Source organism: Streptomyces lavendulae subsp. lavendulae, assembly GCF_002803845.1.
Taxonomy (GTDB): domain Bacteria; phylum Actinomycetota; class Actinomycetes; order Streptomycetales; family Streptomycetaceae; genus Streptomyces; species Streptomyces lavendulae.
In genome coordinates this window covers 2,148,692-2,163,859 of sequence record NZ_CP024985.1, presented here as the reverse complement: position 1 = coordinate 2,163,859, position 15,168 = coordinate 2,148,692, and the positions used below count along the sequence as shown (strand labels likewise).

At 75.3% G+C, this 15,168-nt stretch carries 11 protein-coding genes; 9 read left to right on the top strand and 2 right to left on the bottom strand.

The window, feature by feature from the left end; all coding sequences use genetic code 11:
* Nucleotides 1-5: 5 nt before the first annotated feature.
* Nucleotides 6-1,376 carry a helix-turn-helix domain-containing protein gene (locus SLAV_RS09110; RefSeq protein ID WP_100660841.1) on the bottom strand — a complete coding sequence of 457 codons (1,371 nt, stop codon included), beginning with the start codon at nt 1,374-1,376 and terminating at the stop codon, nt 6-8.
* Nucleotides 1,377-1,664: 288 nt separating this feature from the next.
* Between SLAV_RS09110 and SLAV_RS09105 the strand changes: the two genes are divergently transcribed.
* Nucleotides 1,665-1,847, top strand: a complete 183-nt coding sequence (locus SLAV_RS09105) for a hypothetical protein (protein ID WP_100660840.1) — start codon at nt 1,665-1,667, stop codon at nt 1,845-1,847.
* Nucleotides 1,848-1,935: 88 nt separating this feature from the next.
* Here SLAV_RS09105 and SLAV_RS42330 read toward each other — a convergent pair whose 3' ends face one another.
* Nucleotides 1,936-5,958: an AfsR/SARP family transcriptional regulator gene (locus tag SLAV_RS42330; RefSeq protein ID WP_244225238.1), complete on the bottom strand. Its 4,023-nt coding sequence runs from the start codon at nt 5,956-5,958 to the stop codon at nt 1,936-1,938.
* A gap of 198 nt (nt 5,959-6,156) precedes the next feature.
* Here SLAV_RS42330 and SLAV_RS09085 point away from each other — a divergent pair, with 198 nt between their 5' ends.
* The 8 genes from SLAV_RS09085 to SLAV_RS09050 all read left to right on the top strand — a co-directional run bounded on the left by SLAV_RS09085 (nt 6,157) and on the right by SLAV_RS09050 (nt 15,166).
* Nucleotides 6,157-6,516: a nuclear transport factor 2 family protein gene (locus tag SLAV_RS09085; RefSeq protein WP_100660839.1), complete on the top strand. Its 360-nt coding sequence runs from the start codon at nt 6,157-6,159 to the stop codon at nt 6,514-6,516.
* 102 nt (nt 6,517-6,618) lie between these two features.
* Nucleotides 6,619-7,944 (top strand): RBBP9/YdeN family alpha/beta hydrolase, encoded by a 1,326-nt coding sequence (locus SLAV_RS09080; protein ID WP_159038056.1) that lies wholly within the window; start codon nt 6,619-6,621, stop codon nt 7,942-7,944.
* Complete coding sequence (locus SLAV_RS09075; RefSeq protein ID WP_100660837.1) at nt 7,941-8,390, top strand: hypothetical protein; 450 nt, start codon at nt 7,941-7,943, stop codon at nt 8,388-8,390. The genes SLAV_RS09080 and SLAV_RS09075 overlap by 4 nt, the downstream gene beginning before the upstream one ends.
* 52 nt (nt 8,391-8,442) lie before the next feature.
* Nucleotides 8,443-9,186: a tyrosine-protein phosphatase gene (locus tag SLAV_RS09070; protein WP_100660836.1), complete on the top strand. Its 744-nt coding sequence runs from the start codon at nt 8,443-8,445 to the stop codon at nt 9,184-9,186.
* 439 nt (nt 9,187-9,625) lie between these two features.
* Nucleotides 9,626-11,683, top strand: coding sequence for an elongation factor G (gene fusA, locus SLAV_RS09065; RefSeq protein ID WP_100660835.1), 2,058 nt, complete (start codon nt 9,626-9,628; stop codon nt 11,681-11,683).
* 154 nt (nt 11,684-11,837) lie between these two features.
* Nucleotides 11,838-13,283, top strand: a complete 1,446-nt coding sequence (locus SLAV_RS09060; protein ID WP_100660834.1) for an MFS transporter — start codon at nt 11,838-11,840, stop codon at nt 13,281-13,283.
* Between the two features lie 113 nt (nt 13,284-13,396).
* Nucleotides 13,397-14,587, top strand: a complete 1,191-nt coding sequence (locus SLAV_RS09055; RefSeq protein WP_100660833.1) for a trans-sulfuration enzyme family protein — start codon at nt 13,397-13,399, stop codon at nt 14,585-14,587.
* A 63-nt stretch (nt 14,588-14,650) separates the two neighbouring features.
* Nucleotides 14,651-15,166: a MaoC family dehydratase gene (locus SLAV_RS09050; RefSeq protein ID WP_100660832.1), complete on the top strand. Its 516-nt coding sequence runs from the start codon at nt 14,651-14,653 to the stop codon at nt 15,164-15,166.
* Nucleotides 15,167-15,168: the final 2 nt, after the last annotated feature.

The following is a 15,168-nucleotide window of genomic DNA, read 5'->3' as shown; positions in this document are numbered from 1 at the left end:
GGGTGTCAGGCGCGTTGGGGGGTGCGGCGGGCGGCGGCGCGGACCAGGCTCAGTACGCGGAAGCGGGAGCCGCCGCTCTCGGGCGCCGCCCGTACGGTTCCGCTGATCAGCAGCTCGCGCAGCATCCGGCCGGACTCCGGCAGGCCACGCCCCGTCAGGGCCGCCACGTCCGTCAGGCCGAACTCCGCCCCCGCGTCCTCGGCCTCCCCCGCGCACAGCGCGTCCAGCAGCTCGCGGGCCCCGGCGGAGAGCCCGTCCGTCCGGCTCCGCAGGGCGGCCCGGAAGCGGTCGGCCCCCGCGCCCCCGCCGAGGTGGTCCAGCAGGGCGACCGGGTCGGCGTCGAGACTGAGACACAGGGTGGTGAGATCGCAGACCACCAGCCAGGACGCGGCGGCGGCGAGCGCCCCCGGATGCCCGTCGAGGCGGCGGCAGAGCCGGGCCGCGCGGGCCAGATCGGCCGGACCGGCGGTGAACTCGGGCCGCACGCGCCGGACATGGTCGAGGAACACGCGTACGGCGGGGGCAAGGGCGGCGGCGTCCGGCGCCGCGCCCTCGGCTGGGACCTCCAGCGGGGACAGCAGGAAGATCCGTTCCCCCGGCACCTCCCACGGCCGCTCCGAGGTGACCAGCACGCGCAGACCGGGGCAGGCCCGCAGCAGCGCGGTGAGCCGGTCGAACCGGGGAGCGACCGCCGGGGCCCCGTCGAGCACGAGCAACACCCGCTGCTCACCGAGCAGTTCGAACAGCCCGCCCCCCGCCGCCTCGCCGAAGGCACCGGCACCGGCGCCACACCCGCCGTACGCCGCGTCCGCCGGAGGCGGTCCGTAGAGGTCGGCCACCGTCGCCGCCACCCGGGCAGCCGACTCCGGCTCCGCGCATCCCAGATGGTCCGCCGACGCCCCCGGAAAGGCGTGCCACAGCACCGGCACGCCCGCCGCGTGCAACCGCTCGGCGACCTCCAGCGCGACCCGAGTCTTGCCCACCCCGCCGAGCCCCACCACGTTCACCAGCCGCTCGCCGCCCACGGAAAGCTCCCGCTCCAGGACGGCCGTCTCCGCGTCCCGCCCGGACATCGCGTGCAGCGCGGTCGGCGGAGCCGGGGGCCGCCCCCAGCCCTGGCCGCCGGCCCGCCCCTGCTGGGCGGCGGCCTCCAGCGCGGCCCGGGCCCGCGGGCCCAGCCGCAGCGCGTCCGCCATCAGCCGCACCGTGTCGGGACGGGGCCGTCTCGCCTTGCCCTGCTCCAGATCGCGGATGGCCCGCACGCTGATCGTCGAAAGGTCCGCCAGCTCCCGCTGGGTGAGCCCGATACGCAGCCGGTGGGCCCGTATCAAGGCTCCCACCCGGGAGGTCGAGTCCGTGTTCACATGGGCGTTCATCGAGTCGCTCCCGGTGACGGTGTGGGGGAACGGCGGGGCCTGGGGTGACGGCCCGGTTCCTGGTCCCCATCGTCGGCAGCGCGCTATCCCGGGGGCATCACCGGCTGATCCGTCCCGGCCGCGGACGCCGCTATCACCGCGAGCGGGAATATAGGTCCGCCGTGGCGGCCCGTGATAGCGCGGGGATAGGGGCGGGGCCGGTGCCGGGATTCCGGCCGTCCCTAAGTTGAGGTCCAGAAAGCAGGAAGCGCCCCGGAAACCCGGAGCGCACCGACGAAAGGACCCGAGATGAACCTCTCCCACGCCCTGCGCGCCGCCCTCGTCACCGCCGCCATCGCCGGAGCCGCCGCCCTCGGCACCCAGGTCGCCCAGGCCGACGGCCCGGCCGTCACCGGTACCACCGCCGGCGTCCCCGCCCCGCAGGCCACCCCCACGCCGAGCGGCTCCACCGACACCAACCCGTGGGACTGACCCGGACCCCGCGGGGCCGGGGCCAGGGCCGGGGATCCTCCCCTTCAGCCCCTTCAGCCCCTTCAGCCCCTTCAGCCCCCTCAGCCCCTCACGGAGCGGCCAGCAGCCTTTCGGCCTCGGCCAGCTCCCGCTCCATCCCCCGGTCGCGGAACGCCCGTACCGCACTCTCCAGCAACTCCCGGGACCGCGAACGCTCCCCGGCGCCGCCGTTCGCGGTCAGCAGCCGCGCCAGGTCCAGGCGCACCAGCGCCGCTCCGCCCTGGTCCATGATCTGCTCCCGCACCGACAGGGCCTGCGCGTAGAAACCGCGGGCCGCCTCGCACCGCCCCATCTCGGCGTGCGCGTGCCCCAGGTCCCGCAGCAGGTGCCCCTCGCCGATCACGTCACCGCTCTCCCGGCACAGCTCCAGGACCTCCGTGTACGTGGTCACCGCCCGCTCGTGCTCCCCCTGTCCCTGGAGCAGCTGCCCCGCCCGGCGCAGCGTCCGGGCCTGCCCGCCCGTGTAACCCACCGACCGGTAGATCCCGAGCGCCTCGTCCAGCCGGGTCTGGGCCGCCGAACTCTGCCCCCGCCGCATCCAGATGTGCGCGCTCTGCGTCAGCACGATGGCCCGGCCCACCACGTCCCCGGCCTGGTCGAAATCCCGCAGGGCCCGGTCGTACAGCGAGAGGGCGTGGTCCTCGTTGCCCCGCATCCGCTCCAGCAGCGCCAGGTCCCGGTGGCACAGCGCCTGCCCCTGCCGGTCCTCCAGCTCCAGGAACAGCCCGAGCGCCGTCGTCAGCGCCGACCGGGACTCCTCGCTCTGGCTGCGCCCCAGATGGAGCACCCCGAGCGAGCTCAACAGGGCGGCCGTACCCCGGGTGTTGCCCGCCGCGCGCACCGAGTCCAGCGCGAGCAGGTGCGTACGCTCCCAGTCGTCGAGGTAGCCACGCCCCTCGAACAGGGTGGCCAGGGTCGTCGCCAGGTCCCAGCACAGCTCGTCCATCTGCTCGCGGGCCGCGTGCTCCACAGCCTGCACCAGGTTCCCGTGCTCGCTGTCCAGCCAGCCCAGCGGATCCACCAGCAGCTCGTCCACACACTCCGACGGCGGCTCCCAGCGCGGCGCGGAGCCGTGCAGCACCGTGAAGTCCCCGCCGTAGATGCGCCGGTGGGCCTGCTCCGCCAGGGACATCCAGCCGCCCAGCATCCGCGCCGTCGCCGCGTGCTGGTCGGCCACCTCGTGGTGCGCCGCCAGCTGCTCTCGCGCGAACACCCGGATGATCTCGTGGAAGCGGTAGCGGAACCCGCCCGTGGACTCCATCCCGACCACGTCCAGCATCTGTACGTCGACCAGCGGCTCCAGCAGATCCGAGGCGAAGGGGCGCGGATCGTCCAGCAGCGCGCCGGCCAGCCAGCCCGGCAGTGTCTGCCCCTGGGCCAGGCTCAGCAGGCGCAGCAGCCGGCGGTCCTCGGCGGCCAGCCCGTCGTGGGTGAGGGAGAGGCTGGCCCGCATCGTCATCTCGCCGTGCGTCAGCTCGTCGAGGCGGTGCCGTTCGTTCGCGAGCCGGTGCACCATCGACGCCAGCGTCCAGTGCGGACGGGCCGCCAGCCGGGCCGCGACGATCCGCAGGGCGAGCGGCAGCCCGCCCACGGTCCGGATCAGCGCCTCGACCGCCACCGGCTCGCGTGCGACGCGGTCCGGGCCGATCACCCGGACCAGCAGTTCCACGGCGTGGTCGGTGCCCATCACGTCCAGCTCGACGCGGTGCGCGCCGGGCAGGCCGGTGAGCCGGACCCGGCTGGTGACCAGCACCGCGCACGTGTTGCTGCCGGGCAGCAGCGGCCGGATCTGGCTCTCCGACGCGGCGTCGTCCAGTACCACCAGCACCCGGCGGGAGGCGAGGAGCGTGCGGTACATCTCGGCCCGCTCGTCCTGGGACTCGGGGAGCACCGGGCCCGGAATGCCGAGTGCGCGCAGGAACCGGCCCAGCACCTCGCCGGAGGTGGCGGGGGTGCCGGTGCCGCGCAGGTCGCAGTACAACTGGCCGTCGGGGAAGGCGGTTTCGCTGAGCCGGTGCGCGATGTGCGTGGCCAGCGTGGACTTCCCGGTGCCGGGCTTGCCGACGATCACGGCCACGCCGACGGCACGGCGGACGCCGCCGCTTTCGCCGTCGCCGAGGAGGGCCTGCTCGACGCGGCGGATGCACTCCTCGTCGCCCACGAAGTCGGACGTGTCCGCCGGGAGCTGACGGGGCGTCTCCTCGCGGTACGGGGTCCCGGCCGGGGCCGGGGCGGGGGCCGGGTATCCCGCACGCCCGGAGCCGGCGCCGCTCCCGGCGCTCCACTGAGGGGCTCCGTCGGCGCTCGCGGGGGCCGCGCCCCACGCGGTGTACGCGGCGGCCATGCCCCCGCCGTCGGCGGGGCGGTCCGGCGCGGGGCTCCACGCCGGGGCGGCACCGCCGCCGAACGGCGTGGGCAGGAGGGGGCCGTGACCCGGCGCGAAGCCGGGCGTCCCCTGGCCGTAAGGACCCTGCGGGGCGGCGTGGTCCTGCGGGGCCCGCGGGGCGGGAATGCCGAGTGGGCCGCCGGGGGTGCCGTGGCCGTACGCCGGCGTTCCTGGCGGGCCTGCCGGGGCGCCGTGGTCGTAGGGGGCCTGTGGGGTCTGTGCGCCGAGCGGGTTCCCCGGGGTGCCGTGGTCGTACGGGGTTTGCGGGGTCGGCGTGCCGAGCGGGTTCCCCGGGGTGTCCGGGCTCTGCGGGGCCTGCGGGCCCGCGGAGGCGGTCGGGGCCCCTGGGGTTCCCGGGCCGCCGTACGAAGCCCGGGGCGCGCCCGGCCCCGTACCGGCGGCGGCAGCCGAACCGCCGCCGTCGCCCGGCCTGCCGACGGCAACGGCTCCGAACGCCGCGCCCGCCCCCGCGGCTCCGGCGCTGTACGCGGCTCCGCTGCCCGGTCTGTTGCCGCCAGCGGCACCGAACGCCGTGCCGGGCCCGGCGCCGGTGCTTCCGAGCCCGGAGTCGGGTCCCGCGCCGGTCGCGCCGAAGGCCGAGTCCGCCCCGGCTCCGGAGAGCCCGAGTCCGGAGTCCGGCCTCGCGCCGGTGGTTCCGTAGCCGTGGTTCGGCCCGGTGCCGGTGGTCCCGTAGCGGGAGTCCGGTCTTGCGCCGGTGACTCCGGAGCCCGAGTCCGGCACCGTCCCGGTGGTTCCGTAGGCGGGGTCCGGTCCCGTGCCGGCGGTGCCGGAGCCCGAGTCCCGTCCCGTGCCGGAGGCGTCGCGTCGCGGGCCGGTGGTCCCGAAGGACGGGCCCGGGCCGGGGGTGCCGAAGGCGGCGGTCGGTCTCGGGGGGCGGGCCGGGGGGACGTCGCCCGCGAGGATGGCCCGCTCCAGTCCGCGCAGCTCGCCGCCCGGCTCCAGCCCGAGTTCCTCGACCAGCAGCTCGCGCCCCACCCGGTAGCTCTCCAGCGCCTCCGCCTGCCGCCCCGAGCGGTACAGCGCCAGCATCAGCTGCCCGCGCAGCCGCTCCCGCAGCGGGTGGACCCGTACCAGCAACTGGATCTCGCCGACCAGCTGGTGGTGGCGGCCGAGGTCGAGCTCCAGCTCGATCCGCGTCTCGGCGGCCGTCAGCCGTTCCTCGTCCAGCTGGAGCGCCTTGCTGCGCAGCGTCTCGCTCGACACCCCGCTCAGGCAGTCCCCCTGCCACAACTCACCGGCGGCACGCAGCAGTTCCACCGCCCCCGCAGCGTCTCCGCGCTTCGCCAGGGCGCGGGCGTCCGCGAGCCGGCGGGCGAAGACGGCGGCGTCGACGAGGTCGCCCTCCGTCTTGAGGACGTACCCCGGCGGCCGCGTGGTGATGGCGGCGGCGATCCCGGCCGTCGTGAAGAGCTTGCGCAGCCGCGACACGCAGATCTGCACCTGGGTGCGCGCGGTGTCCGGCGGCTCGTCGTCCCAGATCAGGTCGACGAGGTAGTCCGTGCTGACGACCCGGTTCGCCTCAAGGAGCAGGGCGGCGAGAATGACCTCCTGCCGCCCCGGGGGAATCCGCACCGGCCCGCTCAGGCCGGTCACCTGTAAGGGGCCGAGGATGCGGAACACCACCGTGTCCGGGGTGTGCGGAACCCCGCCGGGCGAAACGGTCATGAGTCTCCCAGCTGGAGGCACACCAGAGATCGGGTGGAGCGCGGGGTCAGTCTTCCCGAACACCTCTCCGGTTGTCCATGGTGTGGAGATTGCGTGGTGGTGAACGCGATAGGCCCGGGATAGCCGGGAGTTGCGGGTCCGCAGGACCGTGGGGACGTCGGCACCCGAAGGGGGTGCGGCCGTACGAAGGGACCATCCATGAACAGTCGGTACGCCGGGCGGCTGACGCCCAGCCGGGTCGTCACCGACTCCGGGGTCGACCACGTGCGCCTCGCCTACCACTACCTCGACTCCGGAGACCTCGACGGGTACGGCTCGCTCCTGCACGCCGGCACCGCTCTGGGCGCCGACCTGGAGCGTTCCGGGAGCGCGGGCGCCCGGCGCCACCACATCACCCGGATCGTCGCCGAGGGGGACTGCGTGATCGCGATGGGCCGGCTGGCCCCGCAGCAGCGCGAGTTCGTCGACGTGTTCACCCTCTCCGCCGAGGGCATGCTGCGCGGCTGCCGCCGCTACTACCCGGCCCCGGCCCCGCCCCCCGTCGAGTCCGTCCGCTGAGGCCGTCCGCGCAGGCGGCCGCGCCGAACTCCGCGTTCTCCGGGCCCCTTTGCCCGCTCGGCGCTATCGTGCGGGCGGGGGAGAGCGGACGAGGGGGCGGGCGTGGCGATGCGATTTCTGTTCGTGCACGGGACGGGGGTGCGGCGGGAGCGGCACGACGCGCTGTTCGCGCTGGTCCGGGAGCGGCTGGCGGCCCGGTTCCCCGGCGCGGCCGTCGAACCCTGCTTCTGGGGCGAACGTTTCGGGGCGTCCATGGGCGCGGGCGGCGTCTCCGTGCCGGGGCTGCGCACCGATGCCGACGGGGCCGGTGACGCCGACGCCGCCGAGGCGGCCGAGTGGGGCCTGCTGCTGGCCGACCCGCTGTGCGAGCTGCGCGTCCTGGCGGAGGCGGGCTGGGACACCGCCCGGGCGGCGGACGGATCCGGCGGCCCGGAGGGCGAGGACGACCCCTTCGCGATGCCCGGGATCCGGGCCGCCGGAGCCGGGGTCCTGGACCTCCTGGACCGTCTGGACGTACCGGGCCTGCCGCACCGCCCGGGCCCGGATCCGGACGCTCCGCCGGCCCCGGCGGCGGACCACGCCGACGAGCTGGCGGCCCTCCTGCACGGCACCGGCCTCGCCCCCGGTTTCCGGGCGGCCCTGGACACGGTCGCGCGTTCCGAGGAGGCGGCCCGCGCCGGGGAACGGGCCACGGCCGAGCCGGAGGCCCGGGAGCTGGCCACCGCCCTCGCCCGGGCCGTCGCCGCCGCCGCACTGGCCGCAGCCGGGGCCGGGGCCGACGCCGACTGCACCGCCGCCGAGCGGGACCGGCTCGTCGAACTGCTCGCCGCCCGACTCGGCGGCGACGCCCGCGTCCCCGGCGCCCGCGCCGCCGCCGTCCTCGGGCGCCTCGCGATGCGGGTGACCACGCAGCCCCTGCTCAACGCCCGGCGGGGCGCCCTCACCGGCGCCACCCCCGCCCTCGGCGACATCCTGCGCTACCAGGCCCGGGGCGCGGGCCTGCGCGCGTTCCTGCACGAGCGGATCACCGCCGCGCCGGGCCCGACCGTGCTGATCGGGCACAGCCTCGGCGGGATCGCCCTGGTGGACCTGCTCGCCCTGGAGGCGGCCACCGGCGGGCCCGTGCCGGGCGCCGAACTGCTGGTCACCGTGGGCTCGCAGGCCCCGTACCTGCACGAGATCGGCGCGCTCACGGCCCTCCCGCCCGGCAGCGCGCTCCCGTACGGCTTCCCGCGCTGGCTCAACGTCTACGACCGCCAGGACGTGCTCTCCTACCTCGCCGCGCCCGTCTTCCCCGGCGATCCGCGGGTCACCGACCACGAGGTCAGCAGCCGCCAGCCGTTCCCGGCCAGCCACAGCGCCTACTGGAAACAGCCGTCCCTCTACGAGCGCATCGAACAGGCGGTGACCGAGGCGGGCATCGGGTGACGCACCCCGCCCGGCGGGCCCCCGACCCCCGGGATCCCGGCCCCGCCCCCGCCCACGACGGGCTCCTGCCGCCCACCCTCGGCCCCCGCCGCACGTTCGCGCTGATCGCCGGGGTGGAGACGTACGAGGTCAGCCACCGCTGGAACCTCCGGGGCCCCGCCCGCGACGCCCTGCGCTTCGCCCGCCGGCTGACCGACGACCCCGACCGGCTCGACTGGTCCGGCCTGCCCGGCCTGCCCGGCCTGCCCGGCCTGCCCGGCCTGCCCGGCCTGGCCGCGCCCCGCGGCACCCGCTGGAACTTCGGCAGCGCCGACTACGGGGGCGGCGCCACCGTCCCGGGGCGCCGCCGGTTCCGTGCCGGGCCTGCCGGAAGGCCGGACGGTCAGCAGGACCGACGGCTTCCTGCGGATCGTGCCGCCCCCTCCCCGGAACCCGGTGAACCGTGACCCGTCCGGCATCCTGGGTGCACAACTGCCCCGCCCCACAACGGAGTCACTCGTGCCGCACACCCCACCCGGCCGCCGCCACGTCCCCTTCGACCGCCTGCACAACTTCCGCGACCTCGGCGGCTACCGCAGCGCCGACGGCCGCACCCTCGCCTGGGGCGTCCTCTACCGGGCCGACTCCCTCGGCAAGCTCCAGGGCGCCGACTGGGACCGGTTCCTCGACCTCGGCATCCGCACCGTCATCGACCTGCGCTACCCGTGGGAGATCGAGGCCAAGGGACGGATACCGCAGCCCGAGCGGTTCACGTACGCCAACCTCAGCATCGAGCACCGGCCCTACGACCAGGCCGAGATCGACCCCGCCCTCGACCCCTGGCGCTACCTCGCCGACCGCTTCGCGGAGGTGGCCGAGGACGGGGTCGAGGAGATCCGCCGGACCATCGAGCTGATCGCCACCGGCCCCGGGCCCGCCGTCTTCCACTGCACCTCCGGCAAGGACCGCACCGGCCTGATCGCCGCGCTCGTCCTGACCCTCCTCGACGTCCCCGAGGAGGAGGTCCTGGCCGACTTCGCCCTCACCGAGCTGGCCACCGAACGCCTCACCGCGGACTGGCACGCCGCCCACCCGGGCCGCACCATGCGCTGGCCCGCCTACGGGCGCGCCCCGGCGACGGTCATGTCCCTGGTCCTCGCCGACCTCACCGCCCGCTACGGCTCCCCGTACGCCTACCTCACCGGCCCCGTCGGCATCACCCCGGACACCGTCTCCCGCCTGCGGGAACGCCTCCTGACGTGACGTCGGTCCGCCCCGGGTGCGGCCGGGCGGCGGGGGCGCGGGCGGAAAACCGCGTGCCCCGCCCCCGGCGCCGCTCGTAGACTCGCCCCACGCGCCGCCGACAGGGCGCCGCGTCAGCCTTGCCGAGTGAAGAGAAGGGGAACCGGGCCATGCGCACGCACCGCACCGCCGTCTGCGTTCCCCCGTCCCGGTACGACGTGATCCTGGTGTCCCGCAGCGCGCGGTAACGGCTGCGCGGCCGTCACCGTACGCCCCTGACGCGTCTTCGGTCCCCGTTCCGCCCCGCCCCGCCCTGCTCCGTCCCGCTCCGCCGCGTGCCCTTCCGGGCCGCCGGGCGGCGTCCGGACCGGTGCGCGGGGCCGCGGGCCTGCGGACCCCCGCGCCGGGCAATCGCGCAGCCCCCGCACGACCTCTTCACGCATCCGAAAGGCCACGGGCCATGCGCACCGTCCGTTCCCACACCCGCACCCCCGCCCCCGGCGCCCTCGACACCGTCCGCAACCTGGGGATCCTCGCCCACGTCGACGCGGGCAAGACCACCCTCACCGAGCGGATCCTGTTCGCGACCGGCGCCATCCACAAGCGGGGCGAGGTCCACGAGGGCACGACCGTCACCGACTTCGACGCCCAGGAGCGCGACCGGGGCATCACCATCTTCGCAGCGGCCGTCAGCTGTACCTGGGGCGGTCACCGCGTCAACCTGATCGACACCCCCGGGCACGTCGACTTCGCCGACGAGGTCGAGCGTTCCCTGCGGGTGCTGGACGGGGCCGTCGCGGTGTTCGACGCCGTCGCGGGCGTCGAACCGCAGAGCGAGTCGGTGTGGCGGCAGGCCGACCGGCACGGCGTCCCGCGGATCGCGTTCGTCAACAAGCTGGACCGGGCGGGCGCCGACCTCGACACGGCCGTCGCCTCGATCCGCGACCGGCTGGGGGCCGTACCCCTGGTCGTCCAGCTGCCCGTCGGCCGCGAGGACGTCTTCACCGGCGTCGTCGACCTGCTGCGGATGCGTGCGCTGCTCTGGCGCCCGGGCGATACCGGGTACACCGTCGAGCCGGTCCCCGAGCCGCTGCGCGAGGAGGCCGTGCGGCGCCGCCGGATCCTGGAGGAGGCGGTCGCGGAACTCCACCCGGAGGCCCTGGAGGAGTTCTGCGCGGCCTCGGCGCTGACCGGGGAGACCCTGGCGCGGGCCCTGCGCGAGCTGACCCTCGCGCGGGAGGCCGTGGTGGTGCTGTGCGGTTCGGCGTACCGCAACCGCGGGATCGAGCCGCTGCTGGACGCCGTACGGGACTACCTGCCGGCGCCGTCCGACATGCCACCGGTGCGCGGCACGGCACCGGACGGCAGCGAGCTGGAGCGCGCCTGCGACCCGGCGGCGCCCGTCGTGGCGCTCGCCTTCAAGGTGACGGCGACCGCGACCGGACGCCTCACCTACCTGCGGGTCTACGCGGGCACCCTCCGCAAGGGCGATGCGGTGCGCGACCCGGCGTCGGGCCGCACGGAACGCGTCGGCCGGATCCTGCGCGTGCAGGCCGACCGGCACGAGGAACGGGAGGAGGCGAGCGCCGGTGACATCGTCGCCGTGATCGGGCTCAAGACCGCCGGCGCGGGCACGACCCTGTGCGCGCCCGGGGCGCCGCTGCTGCTGGAACCGCCCTCGGTGGCGGAACCGGTGGTGTCGGTGGCGGTCGAGGCGCGCCGGGGCACCGACACCGGCCGGCTCGCGTCCGCGCTGGCGCGGCTCGTCGAGGAGGACCCCTCGCTGGTCGTGCGGACGGACGCGGAGACCGGTCAGACGGTGCTGTCGGGCATGGGCGAACTCCACCTGGAGGTCGCGGTGGAGAAGATCCGCCGGGGCTCGGGGGTGGAGGTGGAGGTCGGCCGTCCGCAGGTCTCGTACCGGGAGACGGTGGTGGGCGGGGTGCGCGGTTTCGTCCACCGGCACGTCAAACAGGACGGTGGCGCGGGCCAGTTCGCGCACGTCGTCATCGATGTCGAGCCGTGGGAGGAGCCGGGCTTCGAGTTCCGTTCGACGGTCGTCGGCGGCCGGGTCCCCCAGGAGTACGCGCGCGCCGTGGAGGCGGGCTGCCGTGACGCCCTGGCCGAGGGGCCGCTCGGCGGGCATCCGGTGACGGGGCTGCGGGTGGTCCTCACGGACGGGGCGACCCACTCCAAGGACTCCTCGGAGATGGCGTTCCGGGCGGCGGGCCGCTTCGCCCTGCGCGAGGCCCTGCGGGCGAGCACGCTCGAACTGCTGGAGCCCGTCGTGGAGGTCATGGTGACCCTGCCGGAGGACGCCGTCGGGGGAGTGCTGGGCGACCTCGCGGCCCGCCGCGGCCGGGTGTCCGGCTCCACGACCGGGTCGGGCACCGCGGTGATCACGGCGACGGTGCCGCTGGCCGAACTCTTCGGCTACGCGTCGCGCCTGCGCGGCCGCACCCAGGGCCGCGGCACGTTCACCACCCGCCCCGCGGGCCTCGCCCCGGCCCCCCGCTGACCCCCCGCCCCAGGACCCCCGCCGGCCCGGCCGACGGGGGTCCGCGGGCTGTCCGGGGCCGCCCCGAACTCTCCCTTACATACCCCCCATGGGTATGCTACGTTGCTACGCGAAGGTACCCCCCAGGGGTATACGGCAGAGGAGGGTCAGGGCAATGTCAACCGTCAATCCCCGGCGCTGGTGGGCACTTGGCGTGCTTGCCGCCGCGCAGTTCATGGTGATCATGGACACGTCCATCATCGGAGTCGCGCTCCCCGAGATGCAGAAGGACCTCGGCTTCTCGCAGGGCGAGCTCCAGTGGGTCTTCAACGCCTATGTGATCGTCTTCGGCGGGTTACTCCTGCTCGGCGGGCGGCTCTCCGACCTGTTCGGCGCCCGTCGGGTGTTCGCCGCCGGATGGGTCACCATGGTCGTCGGATCGGTGCTGGCCGCCGCCGCGCAGAGCGCGGCCGTCGAGATCGCCGGCCGGGCCGTGCAGGGCGTCGGCGGTGCGCTGATCGCGCCGTCCGCCATGACCCTGCTGATGATGCTCTTCGGGCACAACCCGAAGGAACTGGGCAAGGCGATGGCCCTCTACGGCGCCGCCGCGCCCGCCGGCGGCACCGCGGGCGTGTTCCTCGGCGGCGTGTTCACCGAGTGGATGAGCTGGCCCTGGGTCTTCATCGTCTACGTGCCGATCGGCCTCGCGACCCTCGCCGCCACCAGGCTGCTGCCCGCCGTCCAGGCCCGCCGCGGTTCCGTGGACGTCCTGGGGGCCGTCGCCGTCACCGCCGGGCTCGCGCTCGCCGTCTTCGCCGTCGTCCGGGCGCCCGAGGCCGGCTGGGGTGCCACCGCCACCGTGCTGGAACTGATCGGCGCCGTCGTCCTGCTCGCCCTGTTCTTCGTGATCCAGAAGACCGTCCGTGAGCCCCTCATGCCGCTCGGCGTGTGGCGGATCCCGCGGCTCGGCTCCGCCAACCTGGCGATGACGCTGCTCGGCGCCGCCTGGATCCCGATGTGGTACTTCCTCAATCTGTACCTCCAGCAGGTCCTGGACTACGGCGCCTTCGCCTCCGGCGCGGCCCTGCTCCCCATGACCATCCTGCTGATGATCTTCATGACGGCGATCACCGCCCGCCTCATGGGCCGCTTCGGCGCCAAGCCGCTGATCGCGGGCGGCCTGCTGGTCCTCGCCGCCGGCCTGGTCTGGCTCTCCGCGGTCGAGCCGACCGGCACCTTCCTCGTCGACGTCCTGCCCGCCTCGCTCGTCGCCGCGCTCGGCATGGCGCTCGCCTACATCCCGGCGATGATGGCCGCGATGTCCGGCGCCCCGCAGGAGCAGGCCGGCCTGGCCTCCGGCATCGTCAACACCACCTACAACGTGGGCTCCGCCCTCGGCCTCGCCGCCCTGACCGCCCTCGCCACCACCCAGGGCGCCGGTCAGCTGGGCGACCTGCCCGCCCTCACCGACGGCTTCAGCGCCGCCTTCCTCGGCGCCGCCGTCATCGCGGCCGCCGGTGCGGTGATCACGTTCCTCGCGATGAAGAGCGACAGGTCCGCCGCTGCCGCAGCCCCGGCCGCCGACGCCCCGGCGCCGCGCGGCGAGACGGCAGGGGTGTGACGCACGGGGCCGCCCCGCGTGCACCCAGGGGTCGCCCGACGTCCTTCCCGGACGTCGGGCGACCCCTTTTCCGCATCCGGACCAGCACGACGACGAACGACAGGGAGAACCCGATGAAGGACATCCGCACCCGGGCCGTGCACGTGGCCCACGAACCGCCCGCCCCCACGAGCCGCCCGCTGTCCGTGCCGCTCGTGCAGTCCTCCGCCTTCGCCTTCGACTCCGCCGGAGAACTGGCCGCCGCCATGGCCGGACCCGACGGCCCGTACGTCTACGGCCGCCGCGGCAATCCGACCGTACGCACCCTGGAGCGGACCCTCGCCGACCTGGAGGGCGGGGCCGGCGCCCTCGCCTTCGCCTCCGGCATGGGCGCCATCAGCGGCGTCCTGCTCGCACTGCTCCGCCCCGGCGACCGGGTGATCGCGCAGCGCTGCCTCTACGGAGGGACGTACGCGGCGCTGACCGACCTCGCCGAGCGCTACGGGATCGAGGTCGCCCACATCGGCGGTGACGACGTGGGGGAGTTCGAGGCCCTCGCCGGGCCGCGCACCCGGCTGCTCCTGCTGGAGACCATCGCCAACCCCACCGCCCAGGTGCCGGACCTGCCCGGACTGCTGGCGGCGGCCCGGCGCCGCGGTGTCATCGGCGCCGTGGACAACTCGCTGGCCTCGCCCGTCCTGTGCCGCCCGATCGAGCTCGGCGCCGACATCGTGCTGCACTCCACCACCAAGTACCTCGCCGGGCACTCCGACGTGATCGGCGGCGCGGCCGTCTTCGCCGACGACTCCCTGCGCCGCGAGGTGTGGTCGCGCACGGTCGAACTCGGCGCGAGCGCCGACCCGTTCGCCGCCTGGCTGACGCTGCGCGGGATCGCCACGCTGCCCCTGCGGATGCGCGCGCACTGCGCCAACGCGGGCCTGCTCGCGGAGCGGCTGGCCCGCCATCCGGCCGTGACGGCCGTCCACTGGCCGTGGCTGGGAACGCACCCCTCCCACGCCCGTGCCCGCACGGTGCTCTCCGGCGGCGGCGGGCTCCTCTCCTTCGAATTGGACGGCGGCCGGGAGGCCGGCCGGGCCTTCGTCGAGGGGGTCCGGGTGGCCCGGCTCGCCCTCTCCCTGGGCGGGGTGGAGACGCTCGTGACGCATCCGGCCTCGACTTCCCACCGGGAGCTGGACGAGGGGGCGTTGGCGCGGGCGGGCATCGGCGCGGGGCTCGTGCGGATGTCGGTGGGCATCGAGGATCCCGAGGACCTGTGGCGCGACACAGAACAGGCACTGCGGTCTTCTTTTGGGTTGACAAAATAATCGACAGATTCGTAGATTGGTTCACGCCAGAGAAACACTCCTCTACGTCAAGGGGGGCGCGTGATGCGCTACTTCGAGGACTTCCGGACCGGTGACGTCCACGAGCTGGGGACCGTCACCGTCACGGCGGAGGAGGTGCTGGACTTCGGCAGGCGCTTCGACCCGCAGCCCTTCCACACGGACCCGGACCTCGCCGCGCAGTCGCCGTTCGGCGGCCTGATCGCCAGCGGCTGGCACAGCGCCTCGATGTTCATGCGGCGCTACGTCGACGGACTGCTCGCCTACAGCGCCTGTACCGGCTCCCCGGGCGTCGACGAGATCCGCTACCTGCGGCCCGTGCGCCCCGGGGACGTCCTCACGGCGCGCGTCGAGGTCCTCGGGTCCCGCCCCTCGCCGTTCAATCCGTCCACCGGCGTCGTCCAGCCCAAGTGCACGCTGGTGGACGCCGACGGGAACGTCGTCTTCAGCATGATCCTGCACAGCATCTTCCAGCGGCGGCCCGCCGAGTCCGACGCCGCGCACCCCGCGTCGACGTGCGCGGCCCAGGACCCCGTCGTCCGCGTCCGCACGCCGGCCTGAAC